The organism is Dyadobacter soli (assembly GCF_900101885.1).
GTDB classification, from domain to species: domain Bacteria; phylum Bacteroidota; class Bacteroidia; order Cytophagales; family Spirosomataceae; genus Dyadobacter; species Dyadobacter soli.
Genome location: NZ_FNAN01000018.1, coordinates 130,178 through 153,487 on the forward strand (window position 1 = coordinate 130,178; position 23,310 = coordinate 153,487).

Sequence of the window (23,310 nt, forward strand, 5' to 3'; positions counted from 1 at the left end):
CATTACCATTGCATTGTATCTTCTAATTAATTCATTACTACTATGAACTCAATTGAAAAAGGAAGCATGAAGCGGGGAGATTTTCTCCGCAGCCTCGGGCTGAGTACCTCAACGTTAATGGCATTCTATTGCCTCGGCACCACTATGACAGCCTGCGGATCGAAAGACGACGATCCCAATCCGGATCCGGACCCAGATCCGGGAAGCGGTGGCAATGGCGTATCGGGTACGACCACCGGCAACAATATCAATTTCACGGTGGATATGACCAAATCTCCTTATACCGACCTGAAAACCGCGGGTACCGGCAGGGTTATCGGAGATGTCCTCGTGGCTTTACCGACAACCGGCAGTTATGTAGCCTTATCGAAAATATGTACGCACGAGGGTAATACGGTAGGTTACAGAAAAAACCAGAACGATATTCAGTGCCCGGTACACCAATCCGAATTCACATTGACCGGCGCCGTAAAGCAAGGACCGGCTGTCAATCCGCTCAAAACGTATACAGTGACCGTTTCCGCTGACGGCAACACTTTAACCGTGAAAGCTTAATCCGTTATACCATGAAAGTACTCCGCCTACTCGTGATGTTGATGTGTTTATCAACAGTATTATATGCACAGGATGATCTGCTGAATGAGCTGTCGAAGCAAGACAGCGCGCAAACCGTTCCGGTATCCGCCACTTTCAAATCGACCCGCGTGGTGAATGGCCAGTCGGTGGAAACGATGAAGAAGAAGCACCTCGATTTCCGGATTTCGCACCGTTTCGGGAAGCTGAATTCGGGAGCCTACCAGTTCTTCGGGCTCGACCAGGCTACCATGCGCCTGGGTTTCGAATACGGATTGACCGATGATTTTGAAATAGGAATCGGCCGTAGCACGTCGCAGAAAGTGTATGACGCTTTTGCGAAATATAAAGTGCTGAAACAAAGCACCGGAGCGCGGAATATCCCGGTTTCGATCACATTGTTCGGTGGTACCGGGGTAGCTACGCTGGATAAGGAGCGGGAGTTTCAGGATAAACTGTATTACACGGCGCAAGTGCTTATCGCACGGAAATTCGGTGAACGGTTGTCGCTGCAATTATCGCCAACTTACCTCTACCGTACCATGCCGGATGTGCAGGGCGATGAAAAAGTGGTGTTGGCAGTGGGTATTGGCGGCCGGTTCAAGCTTTCGAAGCGCGTTTCGCTGAATGGCGAATACTTTTACACAGCGCGTGAGAAAAACACGGTTACGGCCCCTTACCACGATTCCATGTCGTTCGGCGTCGATATCGAGACCGGCGGGCATGTTTTCCAACTGCATTTTACCAACTCCCTCGGCATGATCGAGAAACAGTTTATCGGCGAAACCACCGGCAGCTGGGGCAAAGGCGACATCCATTACGGGTTCAACATTTCCCGTACATTCAGCTTTGACAAGAAGAATAAGAAGCAGCCAAACTGATCCAAACTATGAAACTGCATTTTTTTCGCGTGGCCTGCCTGGCCATGTTCAGCACCGCTTTGCTTTCCGCGACCGCATTTGGGCAAATGTTCACCACTTCCGGCGGCAATACGAAGTTCTCGGCGACTACGCCTTTGGAAAATATCGAAGCGGAGAATAAAAAGTCGCAGGTGATCCTGAACACGGCCAACAACGAGATCGCGATACGGATGAACATGCGGGAGTTTTCCTTTCCGAACAAGCTCATGCAGGAACATTTCAACGAAAACTATATCGAATCGGTGAAGTACCCCACGGCTACGTTCGCAGGGAAGGTCGATAAGGCGCCGGATTATACCAAAGACGGCGAATATGACGCGTCGGCGACCGGGAAATTTACGGTTCACGGCGTTACCAAAGAGCGGACGATCAAGGGAAAGATGAAGATAGAGGGCGGTAAGATCACGATCAGTTCCGATTTTGAAGTAGCGCTCGTGGACCATAATATCGAAGTGCCCAAAGTGGTTTTCGTGAAAATCGCGCAGATCATCAAGGTGAAGTCGCAATATATTTTGTCTCCCAAAAAATGATAAAGACCTGCGGTCCCACGGTCCGGCAACATTCATAGCGTTGTCGGAACCCGGATCTCAGGTCTTTATTAAAACTGTGGGGTGTTACAGACTTGGTAAGCCTTTCTTGAACTTGCCAAGTCTTTTTCCTTATCTTCTGCGACGTCTGCGGGCAGGCTTTCTTTTCCGAACCGGTTTTTTCCGTACCGGCGCTTTTTTAACGGTAGTTTTGCGTACCGGCGCGGCTACGGCCTCTTCTTCCTCCTCATCTTCTTCGCTCAATGCTTCATCGGTTGCTGCGGCGGTTTCGGTAATTGCTACGGTTTCGTTCGTTTCCTTCTGGTCCACATAAGGCAGGCGCACGGCTGCTATTTGTTCGATATTGGAAGTATTTTCGATCGGGCGCATCCGGTACGAGTACGTGTACGTGCGTGCGGGGAGCAGGTACGCCTCATGCACGCGGGGAGACCAGCTATCGTCCCCACCGAGGCCCATTTGCGCCAGGTCGATATTTACGACGGTAGAAGTACCGCGGTTCAGCACCGCCGCGCGGCGTTTGGCGGCGAGCAGGTCTTTGTCCGTATAATCATGCACGTTGAAGTTGAATGCAGTATCGCTTAATACGAGTAAGCCGATGCCTTCCGCATTGGTAACTGTGGCCCAGCGGACGGCGGTTTTGTTACCGTTTTCTTGTGGGGTAATGTAAGGGAAATGCTGCTCGGCCACCGTTCCGGCGTAAACGCCTATTTTTCCGCTCGTCTTGCGGTCGGCATAAGTTTCGTGCGGGCCGTTGCCATACCATTGCGTTTTGGTAAACGCGGCGGGCATTTTCAGCTGCATTCCCACTTTTGCAAGCGACGGCCATTCGCCCCGTGGGGTGAATGTGTTTTGTACATGAATGTCGCCCGAAGCATAAACCATATACACCGACTGCACATCCATTTCGCCTTTGGCTTGTTTCAATGTCTGGTTGAGCGTCACCTTGTAAATCTGCGCGGTGGGCTTCTGGGTTTTCATTTCCGAGGAAACGCGCTCCAAGGTGTCGAGGCCGCAATTGCGCCACTGGGAAGCATAGCTTTTCGCGGCGCCGCCTTCGTCATTATCCGTCGGCACCCGCCAGAAATTGGCATATGGGCCGCTTTCGAGCATTTCGTCCTTTTTGTTTTTGAAAGAAATCATCCGGCCTTCGTTTTTATCGAAAACTACGGTGAAATCGGTGCCGACAATCTGCACGCGGGCAGCTGTAACCTGGGCAATGCGGAGCGGGCGCTCGCTGTACAGGCTGAGGTTAGGGCGCGGCGCGGCCGGTTTCACTACCGGCACCTGGTGCCACGCGACTTCATGGCCTTTCGGTGCCCAGATTGTGGCTTCTTTTAGTCTTAAACTGATGTTCAGGAAATACTCCGCATTGGGTTTGGAAGCGGCGGGAAGTTCGTAGGGAATGCTAATCTGCTGTTTCTGGCGCGCCAATGCATTCAGGTTCGTAATGCTGCCGCCTTTGCCCACTGCTTTGCCATTTTCGATGACCGACCACACGAGTTCAAATGCATTCAGCGACTGGAAATCGTAGGTATTTTGCAGGGTAACAGTTTTTGCCCCGGCTTTGAGCGTGTCCGGCATTTCGAATTTCACATATTGATATACCTTTTTTACCTCGTTCAGCTCGGGTTGCGGTGTACGGTCGGGGTTTACGAGGCCGTCGCCGGCATTGGCGCCGTCGATGTAGTTGAAATAATCCCAGTACTCGGTACCGTCGGGGCGTTTCAGTTTCAGTCCCTGATCCACCCAATCCCAGATGAAGCCGCCTTGCATAGTGGGGTATTTTTCGATTAAATCCCAATATTCTTTCAGGTTCCCAATGCTGTTGCCCATCCCATGCGCGTACTCGCAGACGATCAGCGGACGGGTTTTGTCTTTTTTAACCAGCTCCACCATGTCCTGCGTCGACGGGTACATCACCGAAACGATATCGAAACTACTCAGCGTCGTAGGTTTGTAATCCTTTCTTCCCTCATAATGAATAGGCCGGGTAGGATCGGCGAGCTTGATGAAATCGCCCATATCCACGAAGTTCTGCCCCATTCCCGATTCATTACCCAGCGACCAGATGATCACCGACGGGTGGTTTTTGTCGCGCTCGACCATGGCATTGCCTCTCGCCAGAAATGCGGAGCGCCATTGCGGGTTATCGGCCAGGATAATGTTTTTGCCCCACAATTCGTGGCTTTCGATATTCGCCTCGTCCATTACGTAAAGGCCGTATTGATCGCACAGGTCGTACCATTCGGAAGCATTGGGGTAATGCGAAGTCCGGACGGCATTGATATTGTGCTGCTTCATTAAGGTAATGTCCTTGATCATCGACTCGCGGCTGATCACGCGGCCCGTTTCCGGATCGAATTCGTGGCGGTTGACGCCCTTAATGGTTACCGCTTTCCCATTCACGAGCAATTGCCCGCTTTTGATCTTCACATCTCTGAAACCTACCCGCTGGCTAGTCGCTTCGAGGACCTTGCCATCCGAATTCATGAGCTGCACCGTCAGTGTGTAAAGGTTCGGTGTTTCGGCGCTCCATTTGGCAGGGCCAGGAACCGGCATTTCGGCGCGTATGGCACCTTCCTTACCCATTTCCAGCGTACCGACCATCTGGCTCACCGGCGTGGCGACGACGTTTTTGGAAACATCATACAATGTAAAAAGCACCTGGTGCGCGTGAATGGGCTGCTGGCCGTAGTTTTTGACATACGCGCTCAGTTTCAGCGTCGCGTTTTCGTGGTTCGCATCCAGAATGGTTCTTACGGAATAATCGGTGAGCACTACTTTGGGCAGCATCAGCAGGTTCACATCACGGAAAATGCCCGAAAGGCGCCAATAGTCCTGGTCTTCGAGGTAGCTGCCATCCGACCAGTTGATTACTTCCACGGCCAGGTTATTCACACCGGCTTTCACATCTTCCGTCACATCGAATTCAAACGGCGTCATGCCGTCCTCGTGGTAACCGATCGCGACGCCGTTCAACCACACATAGCAAGCCGATTGCACACCGCCGAAATGGAGGAACAGCTGTTTGTCCTTTACATCGGCCACCGTGAAAGTGGTACGGTACATACCTACCGCATTGGTATCCGCTGTAATGCGCGGCGGTGTGGCTTTGAATGGGTGTTTGATATTACTGAAAATCGGGCGGTCGTATTTGCGGCCTTCGCGTGCGCCCACGACCTGCCAGTTGGACGGTACCGGGATATTGTCCCAGCCTGCATCGGGCGTTTTGGGGTCGTAGAAATTCAGCTGCGCCTTCGCTGGGTGCTGTGCCCATTTGAACTTCCAGGTGCCATTCAGCGACTGCACGAACGGGCCTTTTTTGTCCATCGCCAATGCGGCTTTTTCCGAAGCGTAAGGGAAAAAATCGGCGCGTGGCTTCTCGGTATTGATGCTGACCACCTGCGGGTCCTGCCATTCAGGAATGGCCTGGGCATGAGCCTTGTGGTTCAGTATTTGTATTAAAAAAAGCAGTATCGGAAATCCGCAGCGGGTAGAAAAAGACATATTGAATGGCCAGGCAAGCACGCGTTTTTATTTGGGGCTAAAATTAGGTATAAACCAAAAGAAACGGAGGCAAAACCGGGGCGCTATGAAGTTTTATTTGAAGAATGCCTTTAATTTGCCCTTACATGTAAATTCTCTGTTATGCTGTTAGCCGTCGACCTTGGCAATACCGACACCGTTTTCGGGCTTCATGATTCCGGTAACTGGGAGCACATCTGGCGGATGCGCTCACTCGTTCAGGAAAACGAGGCGCATTACGAATCGAAGCTCCGGCTGCATTTCCTGGAAGCAGGTTTGTGGTTCGGGGATGTGGAAACGGTGGTGGTAAGCAGCGTCGTGCCCGCATTGACGCCTATTATACTGAGAATGCTCCGTTCGCTGTTTGGCGACGGTGTGATCGTAGTCGGGCCGGACGTTTACCCTGCATTGTCTATTGAAATCGACCATCCCCACGAAATTGGCGCGGATTTGATTGCGAATGCGGTGGCCGTTTCTACGCGGTATCAGCAGAATTGCGTGGTCGTCGATTTTGGTACTGCATTAACCTTTACTACTGTTTCCAAAGACAGCAAAATCCTGGGCGTGGCTATATTGCCGGGGCTGATCACGGCCGTGAAAGCATTGTTCGCCAACACTGCGCAATTACCGGAAGTGCCGTTGCAGCTTCCACAGTCCGCCATCGGCAAAAATACAGTCGAAGCGATTCAGGCGGGTATTTTGCTGGGTTATGAAGGTTTGGTGAAATCGCTGTTGGGCCGCATCCGTACCGAGATGGGCGGGGAATGCATTGCCGTTGCCACAGGCGGTTTATCGTCCATCATCGATACCCTGCGCGACGAGTTTACAGAAATTGACAGAAACTTAACATTGGACGGCCTGCGCATTATCGGAGAAAGTCTCAGGGCGTAGTTTTGAAATAGCCATTTTCAATCAATGGTAAATCAGTAACCGGCTGGTTGTACAAATATGCCCAACAAGGAATGATCACTTCCTGACTATCCCTGACCAATTCCTGACTACATCTGACAGGTACCACCTTCCTGACATACAAACTCGCTGCCTCGTCTTCCAAAACATCCTCATATTCATCCAGTTCATTAAGTATTTCAAGGGAGTTTAACTGATAAATTTCCCCATGTACGCGCGTAGGCGCATCAGGCTCGTACAACGCGCCCGGGTACCACTCGACGCGGAACAATTTTCCATTGAAATACCCTTTTCCGATATAGTTTGCAGACAACCGGAGTTTGCGCGCATAGGGGTTGTCGAAACCCTGCATCAAAGTGCCGTAAGTGAATAAATTATATAACTTTTCCATTCTGCTGGCAGAAGATCACAAATTGCGCTTAATGCTGAACTGTATTTTTCTTATATTTACATGTAAGCTTCTTCATTATACTAATATACCGTTATGTACGAAAAGAACCTTGGTACAAAACAAAAAGCATTAAGGATCAACCTCGACCGACGGATCTACGGATCGTTTGCGGAAATCGGGGCGGGTCAGGAAACGGCGGCTTACTTCTTCAAAGCCGGCGGCGCATCCGGAACCATTGCAAAGACGATGTCGGCCTACGACATGACGTTCAGCGACGCGATATACGGGACGGAAGAGGGAGGCAGGTACGTGGTGGAATCCCGACTGATGAAAATGCTCAACCGCGAATATAACCTGGTCGAAAAAAGGCTTTCGGAAAAACGCGGTGTGGACAGCACCTTTTTTGCATTTGCGAATACCGTAGTAGCCCTCAATTTCCAGAAAACGAACGAATCGCACGGCTGGATCGGCCTGCAATTCCAGCTTACGCCCATGGGCCCGACGAACTACGTCGTGATCCACGTGCGTATGCGCGACGATGAGAATATCCTGCAACAGCAGGCATTGGGTATTATCGGTGTGAACCTGATTTATGGTTGTTATTACTACTATAAATCGCCCGAAATCCTGCTCATGTCGCTCATGGACGACCTGACGATCGATCGCATTGAAATCGACATGGTACGTTTCAGCGGACCGGATTTTGCCAAAGTCGATAACCGCCTCATGAGCTTGCGGCTCGTGAAAAATGGCTTTACCGACGCCGCGTTGTTCGGCAGCGACGGCGGTGTGTTACAGCCTTCGGAAGCATTGTACAAAAAGCACATTCTCATGATGCGCGGCCGCTTGCGCCCGATCACGAACGTGCATATCGACCTGATCAGCAATGGTCAGCGGCAGTTCCTGGCCGAGGAAGATGTTGATGAATCCAAAGTGGTGCTCATTTCGGAGCTCACATTGCATAACCTCAAAGCCGGCGACCGTGATATCGACGAGAAGGACTTCCTCGACCGCGTGGACATTCTCTGCTCGCTGGGGCATATGGTGATGATTTCCAACCATCATGAGTATTACCGGTTGGTAGCTTATCTCTCGCGCTTGACGAAACTGAAATCCGGTCTGCTGCTCGGTAGCCCAAATTTGCAAGATATTTTCGAAGAAAAGCATTACCAGTTCCTGCAAGGCGGCATTCTCGAATCGTTCGCGACGCTGTTCAGCCGAAAGGTGAAATTGTATATTTATCCTACATTGCAGCCCGACGGCTCGGTTTACAGCTGCGAAAACTTCCGGGTACCCGATCATTTGCGGCCATTGTTCCAATACCTGATCGTGAACGACAAGATTGAGGATATCAAGAACTACAACACCGAGCATATGCATATCACCACCGATTTCGTGCTTGAAATGATCAAGCGCGGCGAACCGGGTTGGGAGAAGCTCGTGCCGGAAAATGTGGCAAAGATTATCAAGGAGAAATCGCTTTTCGGGCTTCCGAATGAGACAAATTATGTCGATACGGTGAAGCAGATTCACCAGGCTGTGGGGAATTTATAGAGATAGCATTAAATATTAGTTGATCTTCGCTTTTGGACATAAATTCTCGTTTATGTCCAAAATTTTATCCCCGCCAACCACTTTCGCGGGCAGGCTAAAATACCTCGGTCCCGGTTTCATTCTTTCAGCGGCCATTGTGGGTTCGGGCGAGCTCATCGCCACCACCGCATTAGGTGCGAAAGCGGGTTTCGTCATGTTCTGGCTGATTATTCTCAGTTGCCTGGTCAAAGTGGCATTGCAGCTGGAGTTCGGCAAGAATGCCATTTATACCGGCACATTCATCATGCATAACTTCAACAACCTGCCCGGTTTGAAGCTCGGGAAGGCGCATTGGAGCATTTGGCTCTGGCTTTCGTTGCAAGGGCTGAAACTCTTGCAGGTAGGCGGCATTGTGGGAGGTGTCGCGATTGTGCTGCACATGGGCTTTCCATTCATATCCGTCAATTGGTGGGCCATTGTTTCTGTATTAATTACCTCGTTCTGGGTTTACAAGGGCAATTACGGCCCGATAGAAAAAGGCTCGCTTGTGATGATCATCCTGTTCACGGTGGTCATTCTGATCTCACTCTTCTCCCTGCAATGGACACAATATGCCATTCATTGGCCGCAGATCGAAAGCGGCTTTCAGTTTTCGCTGCCTACTGCATTAGTTGCTACCGCATTCGGTGCATTCGGCATAACGGGCGTAGGCGGTGATGAAATCATGTATTACAATTACTGGTGCATTGAAAAAGGCTATGCCGCCTACACCGGGCCGAACGATGGTTCCAAGGAATGGTCGGAGCGGGCGAAAGGCTGGTTTCAGGTAATGTATCTTGATGCGGTGATGTCAATGGTCGTTTATACCATCGTTACCGCGGCATTTTACCTCCTAGGGGCGGCGGTGCTGCATTCCGGCGGAACGGTACCGGAGGGCTATGAGATGGTGGATACACTTTCCCGCATCTTCACCGAGACGCTGGGACCGTGGGCAAAGAACATCTTCCTGATCGGCGCATTCTTCGTGCTTTATTCCACATTATTTACCGCCGCCGCGAGCTGGGCGCGTGTCTGGGCAGATGCGTTCGGGCAGATTGGCTGGATGAAATTTGATTCCGCACAGGAGCAGAAGCAGAGTATCGGCATACTATCCTGGGTCCTTCCGGCGGTGTGGTGCATTTTGTTCCTGTTTTTTCAGGCGCCGGTGATGATGGTTATTCTGGGTGGTATCGCAACTTCGGTTTTGCTGTTGCTGGTCGTGTATGTGTCGCTCGTATTCCGCTACCGGGAGTTACCGGTTGCATTGAAGCCTTCGGTGACTTATGATCTGTTCTTTTGGGTCAGCGTACTGTCTATCCTGTTTGTAAGCGGCTACGGGATCGTTCAGATTATGTAGGTTGGAATAGTACTTAATTTGAAATGAGTAGTACTTTTTTATAGGTAACGAATAAGGGAGTTACTTCTGAATTTCGTCTAACTCATTGCCCGTCAGGTAAAATGTATTTCTTTCGAAATCCTAAATTCTTTCAAATGGACAAACCAAACGAAGTATCGAGAAGGAGCTTTATCAAAAACACCACAGGAGCGGCCGTGGCGCTTTCTATCCCGTCTGTCATCCCCGCGAGCGCGTTCGGCGCGAACGACCGCGTACGCGTGGCCGTGTTAGGCGTTAACGGGCGCGGCCAGAGCCACATTTCGGGTTTCAATGCATTGAGCAATGTGGAAGTAGCCACGCTATGCGACCCGGACAACAACATTTTGCAGAAACGTGCGCAGGAATTCGAACAGAAAACCGGCAAGAAGGTCAAAACCGAAAACGATCTGCGCAAGGTTTTTGACGACAAAACCATCGACGCCGTCAGTATCGCCACGCCAAACCACTGGCATGCATTGGCCGCCATTTGGGCGTGCCAGGCCGGTAAAGATGTGTATGTGGAAAAGCCGGGCTCGCACAACCTGCACGAAGGCCGTAAACTGGTAGAAGCCGCCCACAAATACAAAAGAGTGGTACAGCACGGCGTCCAGCTCCGCAGCTCGGAAGCATTGAAAGAAGCCGTGAAACACCTCCGCGACGGACTGATCGGCAATGTGTACATGGCCCGCGGACTCGTTTACAAATGGCGCCCGGATATTGGTGATAAAGGTACCGAACCGATCCCCGCCGGCCTGAACTATGACCTCTGGACCGGCCCGGCCGAAATGAAGCCATTCTCCCGCAACTACGTGCATTACGACTGGCACTGGCATTGGAATTACGGCAACGGCGATATCGGCAACCAGGGCATCCACGAAACCGACATGTGCATGTGGGGCCTCGGCGTCGACACTTTCCCCGACAAAATCACTTCCTCCGGTGGCAAATTCCTCTGGAACGACGCCAAAGAAACACCGGAAGTGCTGAGCTCGTCTTACGTTTACACCAAGGAAAAGAAGATCATCGAGTTTGAAGTACGCCCTTGGATGACCAACGACGAAGGCGGCGTGGGCATCGGTAACATCTTTTATGGCTCCGAAGGCTACATGGTGGTAAAAGGTTATGATTACTACGAAACTTTCCTCGGCAAGGACAAAAAAGCAGGCCCCTCGCGCAAGGCCGGCGGCGACCACTACAAAAACTTCATCGACGCCGTCATCGCCAAAGATCCAAAGCTGCTCAACGGGCCGGTTGAAACGGCGCATTTATCCTCCGGCCTGGCACATTTAGGCAACATAGCCTACCGCGTCGGCCGCGCATTGACATTTGATAACAAGACGGAGAAGTTTGTAGGGGATGAGGAGGCTAACAAACTGCTGACGAGGAAATACCGCTCGCCATACGCGCTGCCGCAGGTGGTGTAGGTTTGTATTGAAGTTTTGGAATTATTGTTCAACTGAAAAGTTCTCTTTACGAGAACTTTTCTTATATTCACACACGTTAATATGAAGATACATCTGATTAAAGAACAAACCATTGACAACTTTATCCTTGATCACGCAAGAAGTAAATCGTCATTCAAAAATTGGCTGACAAATTTGAAGACAGCGCGCTGGCAAGCTCCTGAGGAAATACGGGAAACCTACCCTTCGGCGGACATTCTTGGAAACGGTTCTGACAGGGTTGTGTTTGATATTGCCGGAAACAACTACCGTATGATTTGTAAATACTTTTTCGGGCCAAATCGAGTGCATTTGTCGATATGTTGGATCGGGACACACGCGGAATACACACATTTATGCAAGCGAGGACTGCAATATTCAATTTACATATACTAGCATGGAAACGTTGAGATACAAGGTTATCAGGAATTTGGAGCAGTACAACAATTACTGTAATGAGCTCATCCAAATGTTGGAATCGGAGAATCCTGATCGGTATGAAGAAGAAATTGACCTATTGACTGTCCTGATAGATCACTATGACGCAGAGCATAGTACTATAAGAAGTGACGCCGATCCGGTCGAGTTGCTGAAAATTCTCATGAAGGATCACAAGATGAAGGCGAAGGACATTGCCGAGCTGCTGAACGTGAGTAAAGGCTATGTCTCCGAGATTTTAAACTACAAGAAGGGTATGTCCAAGGAAGTCATCCGTAAACTGGCCACGCGTTTTGCGATGAGGCAGGAGGCATTCAACAAGCCTTACCGGTTGGAGGGTGAGAGAATGATGGAGGAAGAGGCGGATGCTTTAATGCATGAAACCGTGAATCCGTAATATTGAATAATTATTTTGAACACTATACCGATGAATCACTATCAAGAAATCACGCGCTATCTGGACAATGCCCGGGAGATACTCAGTACAAAGGCCAACAAAGAAGGGCAAGAGTACAAAGACATCAAGTATGTGCAAATGGCGTCAGGAACAGCTTATAATGCCGCACTGATGATTGCCGACGAATATTTGCGGAAGAAGGAAGGGGCTAAGTTTACGAAGCCTAACAGCATTGACGAATACAGAATTCGGCTAAGTAAGCATCACAAGACCTTGCTTTCCTATTTGAACGAAGCCTACGATACTTTGCATTTGGCAGGTTACTATCACGGGACACCATCGGTCAGGACGATTAAGGTAGGGATGGAAGCTACGCAAAAGATGCTTGCATTGATAGACTGATTTAAAGGTCAAAACTCAAACATAAAAAGCGGCCGACAGTAAGCCTGCCGGCCGCTCTTATATCTATTCCCGTTCACTTCAGTGAACGGAGGGCTCGAATTTCTAAGTTCTTTTACCCGAGTTTTAAGTTCTTAAAGAACAGAAAAATCAAACGATTCCAAATACTTCGTAGTGAAATTCCCTGACTTAAACCCAGGGTCATCCATCAACTTAATATGGAACGGGATCGTAGTTTTAATCCCTTCAATCACAAATTCCTGTAATGCACGCTTCATACGGGTAAGCACCTCCTCGCGTGACTGGCCGCTCACGATCAGTTTCGCGATCATCGAGTCGTAGTTTGGCGGGACGGTGTAGCCGCTGTACACGTGGCTGTCGATGCGTACGCCGTGACCGCCGGGGAAATGCAGGTTGGTGATTTTACCCGCCGCCGGACGGAATCCGTTTGATGGGTCCTCCGCATTGATACGGCATTCCATTGCATAAAGCTTTGGCGTGTAATTTTGCCCTGAGATTGGCTCGCCTGCCGCTACTTTGATTTGCTCCTTAATCAGGTCAAAATCAGTAACTTCTTCTGTTATCGGGTGCTCTACCTGGATACGCGTATTCATTTCCATGAAGTAGAAATCGCCGTGCTTGTCGACCAGGAACTCGATGGTACCGGCACCTTCGTAGCCGATCGCCTGAGCGCCTTTAATCGCCGCAGCACCCATTTTCTCGCGCAACTCAGGGGTGATGATAGGGGATGGCGTTTCTTCTACCAGCTTCTGGTGACGACGCTGGATCGAGCAGTCGCGTTCCGAGAGGTGGCATACTTTCCCGAACTGGTCGCCGATGATCTGGATTTCGATGTGACGAGGCTCTTCCACGAATTTTTCGAGGTACAAACCGTCGTTCCCGAATGCAGCCGCAGATTCCGTACGGGCGTCGTTCCACGCTTTCTCGAATTCTTCGGGCTTGTTGATCACACGCATTCCGCGTCCGCCACCACCCGCAGTCGCTTTCACGATTACCGGGTAACCGATGCCTTCTGCGAGTTCTTTGCCTTGTTCAAGCGATTCGAGCAAGCCTTCCGAACCAGGTACTACCGGCACGCCAGCTGTGATCATCGTCGCTTTGGCAGTAGCCTTGTCGCCCATCCCGTTGATCTGGGCAGCGGTTGCGCCGATGAATTTGATACCATAGTCGGCACAGATTTGCGAGAATTCAGCGTTTTCCGACAAGAATCCGTAACCAGGGTGGATCGCGTCCGCGCCGGTTACTTCCGCTGCCGAAATGATATTCTGGATGCTCAGGTACGATTGCCGGCTGGGTGGAGGACCGATACAAACGGCCTCGTCGGCAAACCGCACGTGAAGGCTGTCGCGATCGGCTGTCGAGTATACTGCGACAGTCTTGATGCCCATTTCACGACAGGTCCTGATTACACGCAGGGCGATTTCGCCCCGGTTAGCAATGAGTATCTTTTTAAACATTTAATTCAGTGAGTTTTCGTTCGCTGCATTATGCAGGTTCAACCAGGAACAATGGCTGGTCGAATTCTACCGGAGTTGCGTTTTCAACCAGGATCTTGACGATTTTACCTGATACTTCGGATTCGATTTCGTTGAACAGTTTCATCGCCTCGATCACGCACACAACTTTACCCGGCTTGATCTCGTCACCGATGTTGGCAAATGCAGGCGTTTCAGGGCTCGATGCGCGGTAGAATGTACCGATCATCGGGGATTTAATGGTAATGAGGTTCGAAGAAGCTGGTTCTTTGGAAACCGCTGGCTCAGCCGATGCTACCGGTGCCGCCGCTGCGGGAGCCGCAGGAGCGATTGCAGGCGCAGATGCCGCAACGGGTGCCGATGTGTAGGCTACGACCGGTGCAGTGGCAAAGCGTTTTACCTTGATTTTCAGATCTGCCGTTTCAATATTCACTTCATCAAGTCCCGACTGGGCAATGAAGTCAATCAGTTTTTGAATTTCTCTGGTTTCCATTTAATTAAGATTTAACCCTTTCTACGTAATCGTATGTGCGTGTGTCAACTTTGATTTTCTGGCCTTCTTCGATGAACAAAGGAACCATAATCCGGGCGCCGGTTTCAACCTCGATCGCTTTCTTGGGCGAGTTAGCCGTGTCGCCCTTCAGGCCGGGTTCCGAGTAGGTAACGGTCAGCTCGACAAACGGAGGCAATTCGCAGAGGAGCGCACCATCGGTTTCAGTATTGATCAGGATCTCAACTTCCTGTCCTTCCTTCATCAGGTCGGCGTTGGTCACCAGTTTTTCGTCGATCAGTACCTGGTCGAATGTCTCCGAGTTCATGAAGTTGTAGCCAACTTCGTCTTTATATAGGAACTGGAACTTGTGACGCTCCACACGTACGGGCGTGATGCCTGCGCCTGAGGAGAATGTGTTATCCAGAACTTTGCCGCTAGTAAGGCTTTTCAGTTTGGTACGTACGAACGCGTTGCCTTTTCCGGGTTTCACGTGTTGGAATTCAATCACCTGAAAAAGATCATGGTTGAAATGGATCACCAAACCGTTACGCAAATCTGCAGTAGTTGCCATTTTTATGCTAATGAATTGTATGATAATGCTTTAATGAAAATCACATGCCTACGCTCCGATACCCCATTTGAGGTACATCGCGCCCCAGGTAAAGCCTCCGCCGAAAGCGGCCAGTATCAGGTTGTCGCCCTTTTTAAGTTGTGATTCATAATCCCACAGGCAGAGCGGAATCGTCGCCGCCGTGGTATTTCCGTATTTATGTATGTTCATCATCACCTTGTCCATGCCTACACCCATGCGGTTGGCGGTGGCTTCGATGATCCGGCGGTTGGCCTGGTGAGGGACCAGCCATGCTACGTTGCCGCTGTTCAGGCCGTTGCGCTCCATAATGTCGGCGGCAATGTCGGCCATGTTGGTCACGGCAAATTTGAAAACCTGCGCACCATCCTGATAAACGTAATGCAGCCTGTTATCTACCGTTTCATGGGTAGGCGGGTAGCGGCTTCCCCCGGCTTTCTGGTTGAGGTAAGGATAACCCGCCCCATCCGATTTGATGATCGAGTCGAGAATGCCGTTTCCTTCGGTATCAGGTTCCAGGAGCACAGCGCCCGCGCCGTCTCCGAAAAGGATACAGGTCTTGCGGTCGGTGTAGTCGACGATGGCGGACATTTTATCCGAACCTACGACGATCACCTTTTTATATTTTCCGGTCTCGATGAATTGCGAGCCGAGTGTCAATGCATAAATAAAACCCGAGCAAGCGGCCTGGATGTCGAAGCTTCCGACATTGCGGATGCCGACCATGTCGCAGATAAGGTTAGCAGTGCAAGGGAAAACAAAATCGGGTGTGGTGGTAGCGCAAATGAGCAGGTCGACTTCTTCTGGGCTTGTACCGGTTTTGGCGAGCAATCCCTTTACAGCCTCCGCGCCCATATGTGAACTTCCTAAACCTTCGCCTTTCAGAATACGTCTTTCCTTGATACCTGTGCGGCTAACGATCCATTCGTCGTTTGTCGCAACCATTGTTTCTAATTCTGCATTAGTCAACACATAATCAGGCACATAACCTTGTATTCCTGTTATAGAGGCTTTAATTTGGGTCATGATAAATCAACTATTCAAAATCCGAATAGATTTGGTAAAAAGGGACAGTTTCAGTTTTTTCATAGTCATGTGGTTGTCAGCATCCGTTGTTAGCTCAATGCCTGGGCAATATGCAGATAAGCTTTGGATTTCACCTGCTTGTAAGCCCAGCCAACCATATTTTTGATGGCCAGAGGCGTTGAAACCCCGTGCGCGATCATCACATTTCCATTCACCCCGATAATGGGACTGCCTCCAATGGACTCGTAGTTCGTTTGGTCGATAAAATCGTCCTGGAAACCTCTTTTCTTCGAAATCTCGTAAAGAGACTCTCCGAGTTTAAACAAAATATTGCCGGTAAAGCCGTCGGTTACGATCACGTCGGCCTTGTTGGTGAAGAGATCTTTCCCTTCGATATTTCCGATAAAATTAATGCGCTTGTTTTGTTTCAGCAGGGGATAGGTGGCCTGTGAAGTGAGGGAGCCTTTTTGCTCTTCTTCCCCGATGTTCATCAATGCAACCCGCGGCTTGTCGATCTGGAAAGTATGCTGGGCGAAAATCGAGCCGATTTCGCCAAACTGCGAGAGCACTTCCGGCTTGCAATCGGCATTGGCACCGATGTCGAGCATAACGGCATAACCGCCACCAACCTGTGGCACAAGGCCTGCGATGGCAGGGCGAAGAATACCTTCAATGGCTTTAATGCTGAAAAGGGCGCCCACGTGCATGGCACCTGTATTTCCTGCACTGCAGAATATGTCTACCTCTTTTTCTTTCAGAAGTTTGAAACCCACGCCAATGCTGGAATTGGGTTTTTGAGAAAGGGCTTTGGTAGGATGTTCCCCCATCTCAATTACATCTTCTGCGTGAACGACGTCAACATTAGTAGGCGTAAAATTGTGCTGGTTGAAAATATCCCAGATCACGTTTTCACGGCCAATTAAAACGATTCTCGCCTCGGATGGTAGCTCAGAAGAGGCTTGGATCACCCCTTCAACAATTGCTTGCGGAGCTAAATCTCCCCCCATAGCATCTACCGCAATTTTCATTTACACGCTGTTATTTTGACAAATAAGTTAGAAACCGAAGGTGTAAATTTAGCAGATGTGCCGCAGTAAAAAAGAATTTCGCAACAACTTTTATAGGGCTGCTGCGAAATTGAATTGCTCATCGACTGAAACTAAACCGTTTTAGTATAGTTCTCAACTACAACCTTTCCTCTGTAAACCAGGTTGCCTTCGTGTACGTGCGCACGGTGCAATTGGTGGATTTCTCCGGTTGTAGCATCAGTTCCCAACTGCTTTCCGGTAAGGAAATCGTGCGCTCTGCGTGAATCGCGACGGGTGCTGGAATGTCTCCGCTTAGGATGTGCCATGATATTTTTGGTCTATTGTTATTTACTATTTATAGTCTCCTCCGTCGATTAAGATCGACGGGAATCGATTCTCTTTTTTCTCCTTCCGTCAGCTAAAGCAGACGGTAATAGATTTTTTTTCTTTCAATCCTTTACCGTCGGTTTTAACCGACGGGTCGAAAAAGAAAGTTACTTTTTCAGTTTTTTTAGCGCTTCCCAACGAGGATCAACTTTTTCTGTATCCTCCCCTTCTTCCCCTTCCTCCGTTTCTCCACCGGAAGTGTAAACCAGCTTTCCTTCTTCCTCATCATCTTCCAGGTCAAACTCGTCTTCCTCCGTGCGTAGGCTCGGGTGGAGCTTTTTAACTGGCAGCGACAGCGCGATGAAATCGAAAATGTACCGTGCTACGTTTACCCTGTTGGTGTTACGGCCGATGATCTCGATTTCTTCCGTGAGTTCCTCGTTGTGATCGCCGAACTTTAATATAATGCGTTCGTCGGAATCAATCGGTTCTTCGAACGGTTCGAGGCTGCGGTCGCAAGTCAGGGTTACGCTTCCTATTGTTTGAAAACGAAGCTGGATCATCGTCGCCGATTTGTTCAGTACCACGTGCGTTTTGAAATGCCCGTGCTCGATCAGATCCTGCTCCATTTCCTCAAAAAAAGCATCGCCAGACTCCATATCATAGTCATACTGTTTGTCTTCCAAACCGTAAATGTCTATGTTGTATTTACTTAGCTCTTTCACTTTTTCTGTCAAAAGGAGTGCAAAGGTAATGTGTTTCAGTTTAATAAAAAACATTGGGCCGGAAAATTGTTGGCATTCCGGCACTAATGCTGTGCGTTATCAGATTTTCCGCGCCGGATTACCGAAATAGGTCGCACCAGCCGGTACATTCTCCACCACCACCGATCCTGCACCGATCCGTGCATTCTTGCCTACTTCAATGCCCGCCACGATCACCGCTCCGGAACCGATAAACACGCCGTCGGCCAGTTTCACACGGTCGTTGATTACCGCGCCTGCGCCTATGGTCACAAAATCACCCACAATGGCCGATGTATCAATGATAGCACCCGTTTGTACGAGGCAATGATGGCCGATCACCGTGCGTGCGCCAATGGTAGCACGTGCCGCAATGAGGTTGCCATGCCCGATCGCCGCCATACCGGAGATCACCGCGCTGTCGTGGATCGCATTCACAGGCATATTCTTGTATTCCTCGTTCAGCGATTCTACCAGCCGTTCCCGCACGGAACGCTCGCCGATGGCGATGAATGCCTCGCATTTGGAACCTATAATATTAAGGTAGCTCGTGTCGTCGGTATTGCCAAGCACGCTCACTTCGCCGAATTCTTTTCCGTGCAGCTCTGCGTGGTCGTCCAGGAAGCCGTAGACGAGTACATTGTTCCTTCTGAAAATATCGAGGGCCTGCATACCGAGGTCGCCTGCGCCGAAGATTAATACGGGGTTTTCCATAATTGAAGTTGATATTGAATAAAAAGTCTTCATCTGAATGGTTAGTTCAAATGAAGACTAAAAAAATGAGCCCACCAACCGCCAGGTTTCAACGACGGTAAGTTCTGGTGAGCAGAAAGGAATTTTACAGGAATGTCAGACGGATCACGATCGGCTGGCCGAGGAAAAGTCCGTTCGGATTGACATTATTCCCATAGTCATCCACCTGGTTGTCGTAATTAAAATTATACAACGCCTGAAGGTGAAGCGCCTTGATGAAGCGACCGCCAATAGGCTGGCTGTACCCAAGCCCGAGCATTGGTGAAGTGATCCATTTCCGGGCATCGTATTTTTTATAAGTATCCGCTTCTACATTCAGAGCTTCCACTTCGCCGATCGCATGCAGTTCGGGGATAATGGAGTACATCAGGAACGCTCTCCCGCCATAATATACGGCATCGACTCCCGCCCATTTGGATTTGAAATACATCACCGTCGCGCCTACACCACCTACGAGCGACTCCGTGAGTTCGTAACCGGCCATGGGCGATACATTAATATTGGTAAGCGTACCGAGGCTCACCCCGAAGCTACCGCCGAGACGGACACGGTCTATGAATTTCTTGTTCTTGAAATCGTCCAGTTTCTTCTTCTCCGCCAGAACGGGTTTCTGGTCTTGTGGTCTTCTTTCAACGGGAGGAACTTCCTTTCTTTCCGGCTGGTCCTTCCGAAGTGAATCGGGGCGGTAGTATTCGTCGTTCTGTGCCATGAGCGAAGGACTGATCAAAACCGCCAGGAGAAACAGGATAGGCAGGAGAATTTTACTTTTCATCTTAAAATCGTTTATTTTAGATTGTTGTAACTGGTAACGTAGGACTATCTGATTTTTGTCTAATTGAAACTGCGCTGCCGGCTCCTCTTAACACCACGCGTTTCGTCTATGCTTTATCACATTTCGGTTCCTGACCCACAAACCCGTTTTCTTGACATTACCTACACCATCCCCGAAATCAATAGCGAACAGATCGAAATCCAGCTGCCGGCATGGCGCCCGGGGCGGTACGAGCTTCAAAACTTCGCCAAAAATATTCAATTTATCGAAGCGACCTCACCCGCCGGTAACAAACTGCCCCTGCATAAGGTAACCAAAGACCGATGGCGGGTTGGAACTGCCGGTGAAAACGAGGTGCGGATACATTATACTTATTATGCATCCATTCAAAACGCGGGGAGCAGCTATGTAGACGAGGAATTGTGGTATCTCAATTTTGTCAATTTCTGCATGTATACCGAAGGGCGCATCGGCGAACCTTACCGCGTTGAGCTCGATTTACCCGAAGGTTACCAGATTGCATGCGGATTGCCATCGGCAGGGAACAATGCATTGTCGGCAAGGGATTTTTATCAATTGGTCGATAGTCCGATGCTGGCATCCGAAACTTTGCAGAAATGCGAGTATAATGTCCGCGGCATTCATTTCAAAATCTGGATGCATGGTAACCTCAAACCCAACTGGCGGCGCATCGAGCGCGATTTCCGGCGCTTCTCCCGCGAACAAATCGCGATGATGGAAGAGTTTCCCGAAAAGGATTACCATTTCCTGAACCTGATTCTGCCCACCGCATTCTACCACGGCGTGGAGCACCAGAACTCCACGATGATCGTGCTCGGGCCCGACGATGAAGGCGAAGGCCTCTATTCCGATCTCCTGGGCGTAAGCTCGCACGAGCTTTTCCACACCTGGAACATCATCCGCATTCGCCCGACGGAGCTCTTGCCCTATGATTTTACCAAAGAGAATTACTTTGAAACCTGCTTCGTGGCCGAAGGCTGCACGACCTATTACGGCGACTTGTTCCTTCGCCGCGCCGGCGTTTTCAACGACGATGCATACGTAAAGGAGTTACAGGTATATATGAAGCGCCATTTCGAAAGCAGCGCCCATGCCGCGCAGTCGCTCGCGGAATCGTCGTTCGACCTTTGGCTGGATGGCTATGAAAAGGGCATTCCAAACCGGAAAGTGTCGGTCTACCATAAAGGCGCATTGGTAGCGCTCATCCTGGATTTGTATTTGAGGAAAAAAACCAATCACGCCCAGTCGCTGGACGACGTAATGAAGCTGCTATGGGTGCGTTTCGGCAAGCCATTTATCGGTTATACTTTGCAGGACTACATCGGCATCGTAGAAGAAGTAGCCGGCGAATCATTGGAATGGTATTGGAGAGAATGCATTTTCAGCGCCACCCCGCTCGAAGACCGCCTGAACGAAGCGCTTGCATTTGTAGGCTTACAAATGTCTGTTTTCAGCAACGGCAATGTGCAGCTGAACGTGCTGGATGATTTTAAGGCACAAATACAGCGGGAAAAATGGCTCGAAACGGCGCAGGTGCTGACGATTGAGGAAGAGGAGTTGGAGGAGGATGAGGAAGAATGACCGCCGACCGCCGATTACAAAAAAATAGCATATCGATCTCAAAACGGAAATCGGCGGTAAGCGGTCGGTCGTCGGCGGTCAAACAAGCTCTGCTTTCAACGCGCCTTCCAACTCCCCATACCGGTACCGAAACCCCGTCTCCCCCTCGATCCGCTCGTTCACCACATAGTTCCCACCGAGCACAACCGCTGCCATTTCTCCGAAAACGAGTTTTAATGCGAATGCGGGGACATTTGGAAACCACTGCGGACGGCCCAGCACTTTGCAAATGGCTTTGGTAAGGTCTTCGTTCGTTACGGGCGGTGCGGCAACAGCATTGTAAGCTCCGTGCCAGCTTTCGTTTTCAAGCGCCTCCATATACATTCTACACATATCGTCGAGGTGGATCCAGGAGATCCATTGCTTACCCGAGCCCAGCGGCGCGCCTACGCCGAAACGGGCGGGCAATGCCATTCTCGGGATAGCGCCGCCGTCTTTGCTGACCACAATGCCGGTGCGGAGTTTGACGGTGCGGATGCCTAATGCGGCTACTTGATCAGCCGCTTTCTCCCATTCGACGCTCACGTGCGAGAGGAAATCGTCGCCTGGGGGTGTATTTTCAGCGTTTTTGCGGTCGCCAGTGTCCTGGCCGTAGTAGCTGACACCCGACGCGGATACGAATGCGGCCGGTTGACTTTGCTTTTCGGCGAGTTTGCGGGCGATGAGTTTAATGGATTCGGTGCGGCTTTCAAGAATCGCTTTTTTGCGTTCTTCCGTCCAGCGGCCTTCGCCGACGTTGGTACCCGCCAAATGCACGAGAAAATGCACATTGTCGAGTGCGCCTTCTTCGATATAATTTTTTTGAATATCCCATTCAAAGACCTGAACGGAAGCAATGCTTGCCTTTTTGCGGCTAAGGTACGCGACTTCATAGCCTTTTTCGAGCAGCATTTGCGTGAGGCGTTTGCCAATCAGACCCGTGCCGCCGGTGATCAATACTTTCTTTCCCATAACAATTGGTTTTAAAAAAGCATACCACCTACATTTCGGGATGCTGCGATCCGTCGGACGGCGAGGCGTCGCCCGGTGCCTCCTGCTCGATCGCCTGCGTTACTCTCGCGACCATTTCTTCCACCGACTCGTCGGGTCTGAAATGCATGGGGGGCTTGAATTGTACCGTCAGCCGGGTATTGCGTTTTTTGAAACGCAACCCTTTTTTATCGAATGCCCTTCTGAAACCATTGATCACCACCGGTATCACGATCGGCTGCTGGTCGTTGATCAAATGCGCAGTGCCTTTACGTACAGGGGCATATGGTTTGGTGGTACCTTGCGGAAAGCTTACCACCCAGCCGTGCTGCAAGCCCATTCCGATGCGGTCCTGCGCCGAAGTATCGAGCTGGCGTTTGACATCCTCGCCATTGGCCCGCCAGGAGCGCTCGATGGTAATCGCGCCGCCCATGCTGAATATTTTGGGTAAAAAACCACCTTTCATAGTCTCGGCAGCAGCTACATAATACATTCGTGCCCTTGGCGAAAGCAGGTAAAATGGCGGCGACATGGTGTCTTTATAACCCCATTTCACGGCGCAGAATATGTGAAAGAACACAATTACGTCGGCGAAATAGGTCTGGTGGTTCGAGAGGAACAGCACGCCCTGGTCGGGGAGGTCCATCAGGTGCTCGGTGCCGGTAATGCGTGTTTTATTTACGGCGGTGTAGCGGTAATAAGTAGCCCAGCCGAGGATGAATATGAGTAATCTTTTGATAGCCAGAAAGTTGCCGAATGGGTCTTTCTCGAAAAGCCCCAGGAAATCCATTCGGGCCAGCCAGGAAGGAAGTGCGCTGTATGTGATTTTTTTAAAAGTCATAGTGGCGTAAATGGTGTGGCATGCAGGTTCTGTCAGGTCTGTTCATATCAAATCGATTTATCCGGTTTTCGGACGAAGACGTAATTTAGAGAATATGCGGGCGGAATGGAAATGTTTTTGTTTGACCGCCGACCGCCGACCGC

At 50.2% G+C, this 23,310-nt stretch carries 24 protein-coding genes; 11 read left to right on the forward strand and 13 right to left on the reverse strand.

All coding sequences use genetic code 11. The features are described from left to right. The first annotated feature begins 42 nt into the window (after positions 1-42). From BLQ88_RS27005 to BLQ88_RS27015, 3 genes are read left to right on the forward strand one after another with little or no spacing between them, the layout of a single operon-like run. Positions 43-555, forward strand: coding sequence for a QcrA and Rieske domain-containing protein (locus BLQ88_RS27005; RefSeq protein ID WP_090156122.1), 513 nt, complete (start codon positions 43-45; stop codon positions 553-555). A gap of 11 nt (positions 556-566) precedes the next feature. Next, positions 567-1,454, forward strand: coding sequence for a DUF5777 family beta-barrel protein (locus BLQ88_RS27010; RefSeq protein ID WP_090156123.1), 888 nt, complete (start codon positions 567-569; stop codon positions 1,452-1,454). A gap of 8 nt (positions 1,455-1,462) precedes the next feature. Further along, positions 1,463-2,023, forward strand: coding sequence for a YceI family protein (locus tag BLQ88_RS27015; RefSeq protein ID WP_090156124.1), 561 nt, complete (start codon positions 1,463-1,465; stop codon positions 2,021-2,023). 129 nt (positions 2,024-2,152) lie between these two features. Here the strand turns inward: BLQ88_RS27015 and lacZ are convergent, their stop codons facing one another. Next, positions 2,153-5,548: a beta-galactosidase, LacZ type gene (lacZ, locus tag BLQ88_RS27020; RefSeq protein WP_090156202.1), complete on the reverse strand. Its 3,396-nt coding sequence runs from the start codon at positions 5,546-5,548 to the stop codon at positions 2,153-2,155. Between the two features lie 141 nt (positions 5,549-5,689). Between lacZ and BLQ88_RS27025 the strand changes: the two genes are divergently transcribed. After that, positions 5,690-6,457 carry a type III pantothenate kinase gene (locus BLQ88_RS27025; protein WP_090156125.1) on the forward strand — a complete coding sequence of 256 codons (768 nt, stop codon included), beginning with the start codon at positions 5,690-5,692 and terminating at the stop codon, positions 6,455-6,457. On the opposite strand, the gene BLQ88_RS27030 is transcribed toward BLQ88_RS27025, so the two are convergent. Beyond that, a complete protein-coding gene (locus tag BLQ88_RS27030; RefSeq protein ID WP_090156126.1) occupies positions 6,447-6,866 on the reverse strand; it encodes a gamma-glutamylcyclotransferase family protein in 420 nt (139 codons plus the stop codon). The genes BLQ88_RS27025 and BLQ88_RS27030 overlap by 11 nt on opposite strands. Before the next feature lie 93 nt (positions 6,867-6,959). Here BLQ88_RS27030 and BLQ88_RS27035 point away from each other — a divergent pair, with 93 nt between their 5' ends. The 6 genes from BLQ88_RS27035 (at position 6,960) to BLQ88_RS27060 (ending at position 12,492) form a co-directional block, all read left to right on the forward strand. Further along, positions 6,960-8,420: a nicotinate-nucleotide adenylyltransferase gene (locus BLQ88_RS27035; RefSeq protein ID WP_090156127.1), complete on the forward strand. Its 1,461-nt coding sequence runs from the start codon at positions 6,960-6,962 to the stop codon at positions 8,418-8,420. 52 nt (positions 8,421-8,472) lie between these two features. Then, positions 8,473-9,795 (forward strand): Nramp family divalent metal transporter, encoded by a 1,323-nt coding sequence (locus BLQ88_RS27040; protein ID WP_090156128.1) that lies wholly within the window; start codon positions 8,473-8,475, stop codon positions 9,793-9,795. A 134-nt stretch (positions 9,796-9,929) separates the two neighbouring features. After that, positions 9,930-11,237, forward strand: a complete 1,308-nt coding sequence (locus BLQ88_RS27045) for a Gfo/Idh/MocA family protein (protein ID WP_090156129.1) — start codon at positions 9,930-9,932, stop codon at positions 11,235-11,237. A gap of 81 nt (positions 11,238-11,318) precedes the next feature. Continuing rightward, complete coding sequence (locus BLQ88_RS27050) at positions 11,319-11,651, forward strand: type II toxin-antitoxin system HigB family toxin (RefSeq protein WP_090156130.1); 333 nt, start codon at positions 11,319-11,321, stop codon at positions 11,649-11,651. 1 nt (position 11,652) lies between these two features. Continuing rightward, complete coding sequence (locus tag BLQ88_RS27055; protein ID WP_090156131.1) at positions 11,653-12,090, forward strand: helix-turn-helix domain-containing protein; 438 nt, start codon at positions 11,653-11,655, stop codon at positions 12,088-12,090. 30 nt (positions 12,091-12,120) lie between these two features. Further along, entirely contained in the window at positions 12,121-12,492 is a 372-nt protein-coding gene (locus BLQ88_RS27060) for a DUF5618 family protein (protein ID WP_090156132.1), read from the forward strand. A 131-nt stretch (positions 12,493-12,623) separates the two neighbouring features. Here the strand turns inward: BLQ88_RS27060 and accC are convergent, their stop codons facing one another. The 9 genes from accC to BLQ88_RS27105 all read right to left on the reverse strand — a co-directional run bounded on the left by accC (position 12,624) and on the right by BLQ88_RS27105 (position 19,716). Next, a complete protein-coding gene (gene accC / locus BLQ88_RS27065; RefSeq protein ID WP_090156133.1) occupies positions 12,624-13,967 on the reverse strand; it encodes an acetyl-CoA carboxylase biotin carboxylase subunit in 1,344 nt (447 codons plus the stop codon). Between the two features lie 28 nt (positions 13,968-13,995). Then, on the reverse strand, positions 13,996-14,478 hold the full coding sequence (accB, locus tag BLQ88_RS27070; RefSeq protein ID WP_090156134.1) for an acetyl-CoA carboxylase biotin carboxyl carrier protein: 483 nt from the start codon (positions 14,476-14,478) through the stop codon (positions 13,996-13,998). A 4-nt stretch (positions 14,479-14,482) separates the two neighbouring features. Then, the gene (gene efp / locus BLQ88_RS27075) at positions 14,483-15,049 is read right to left on the reverse strand and encodes an elongation factor P (RefSeq protein WP_090156135.1); all 567 of its coding nucleotides are present in this window, start codon (positions 15,047-15,049) and stop codon (positions 14,483-14,485) included. Between the two features lie 48 nt (positions 15,050-15,097). After that, positions 15,098-16,093, reverse strand: a complete 996-nt coding sequence (locus BLQ88_RS27080; RefSeq protein ID WP_090156136.1) for a beta-ketoacyl-ACP synthase III — start codon at positions 16,091-16,093, stop codon at positions 15,098-15,100. 89 nt (positions 16,094-16,182) lie between these two features. Beyond that, on the reverse strand, positions 16,183-17,121 hold the full coding sequence (plsX, locus tag BLQ88_RS27085) for a phosphate acyltransferase PlsX (protein ID WP_090156137.1): 939 nt from the start codon (positions 17,119-17,121) through the stop codon (positions 16,183-16,185). 131 nt (positions 17,122-17,252) lie between these two features. Beyond that, the gene (rpmF, locus tag BLQ88_RS27090; RefSeq protein ID WP_015813599.1) at positions 17,253-17,447 is read right to left on the reverse strand and encodes a 50S ribosomal protein L32; all 195 of its coding nucleotides are present in this window, start codon (positions 17,445-17,447) and stop codon (positions 17,253-17,255) included. Positions 17,448-17,615: 168 nt separating this feature from the next. Further along, complete coding sequence (locus tag BLQ88_RS27095) at positions 17,616-18,227, reverse strand: YceD family protein (protein WP_090156138.1); 612 nt, start codon at positions 18,225-18,227, stop codon at positions 17,616-17,618. Positions 18,228-18,272: 45 nt separating this feature from the next. Further along, positions 18,273-18,905 (reverse strand): acetyltransferase, encoded by a 633-nt coding sequence (locus tag BLQ88_RS27100; RefSeq protein WP_090156139.1) that lies wholly within the window; start codon positions 18,903-18,905, stop codon positions 18,273-18,275. Between the two features lie 124 nt (positions 18,906-19,029). Further along, positions 19,030-19,716, reverse strand: a complete 687-nt coding sequence (locus BLQ88_RS27105) for a hypothetical protein (protein WP_090156140.1) — start codon at positions 19,714-19,716, stop codon at positions 19,030-19,032. Between the two features lie 108 nt (positions 19,717-19,824). Between BLQ88_RS27105 and BLQ88_RS27110 the strand changes: the two genes are divergently transcribed. Beyond that, a complete protein-coding gene (locus tag BLQ88_RS27110; protein WP_090156141.1) occupies positions 19,825-21,318 on the forward strand; it encodes a M61 family metallopeptidase in 1,494 nt (497 codons plus the stop codon). 78 nt (positions 21,319-21,396) lie between these two features. Here the strand turns inward: BLQ88_RS27110 and BLQ88_RS27115 are convergent, their stop codons facing one another. Continuing rightward, positions 21,397-22,308, reverse strand: a complete 912-nt coding sequence (locus BLQ88_RS27115; protein ID WP_090156142.1) for a TIGR01777 family oxidoreductase — start codon at positions 22,306-22,308, stop codon at positions 21,397-21,399. A gap of 28 nt (positions 22,309-22,336) precedes the next feature. After that, a complete protein-coding gene (locus tag BLQ88_RS27120; RefSeq protein WP_090156143.1) occupies positions 22,337-23,167 on the reverse strand; it encodes a lysophospholipid acyltransferase family protein in 831 nt (276 codons plus the stop codon). Positions 23,168-23,310: the final 143 nt, after the last annotated feature.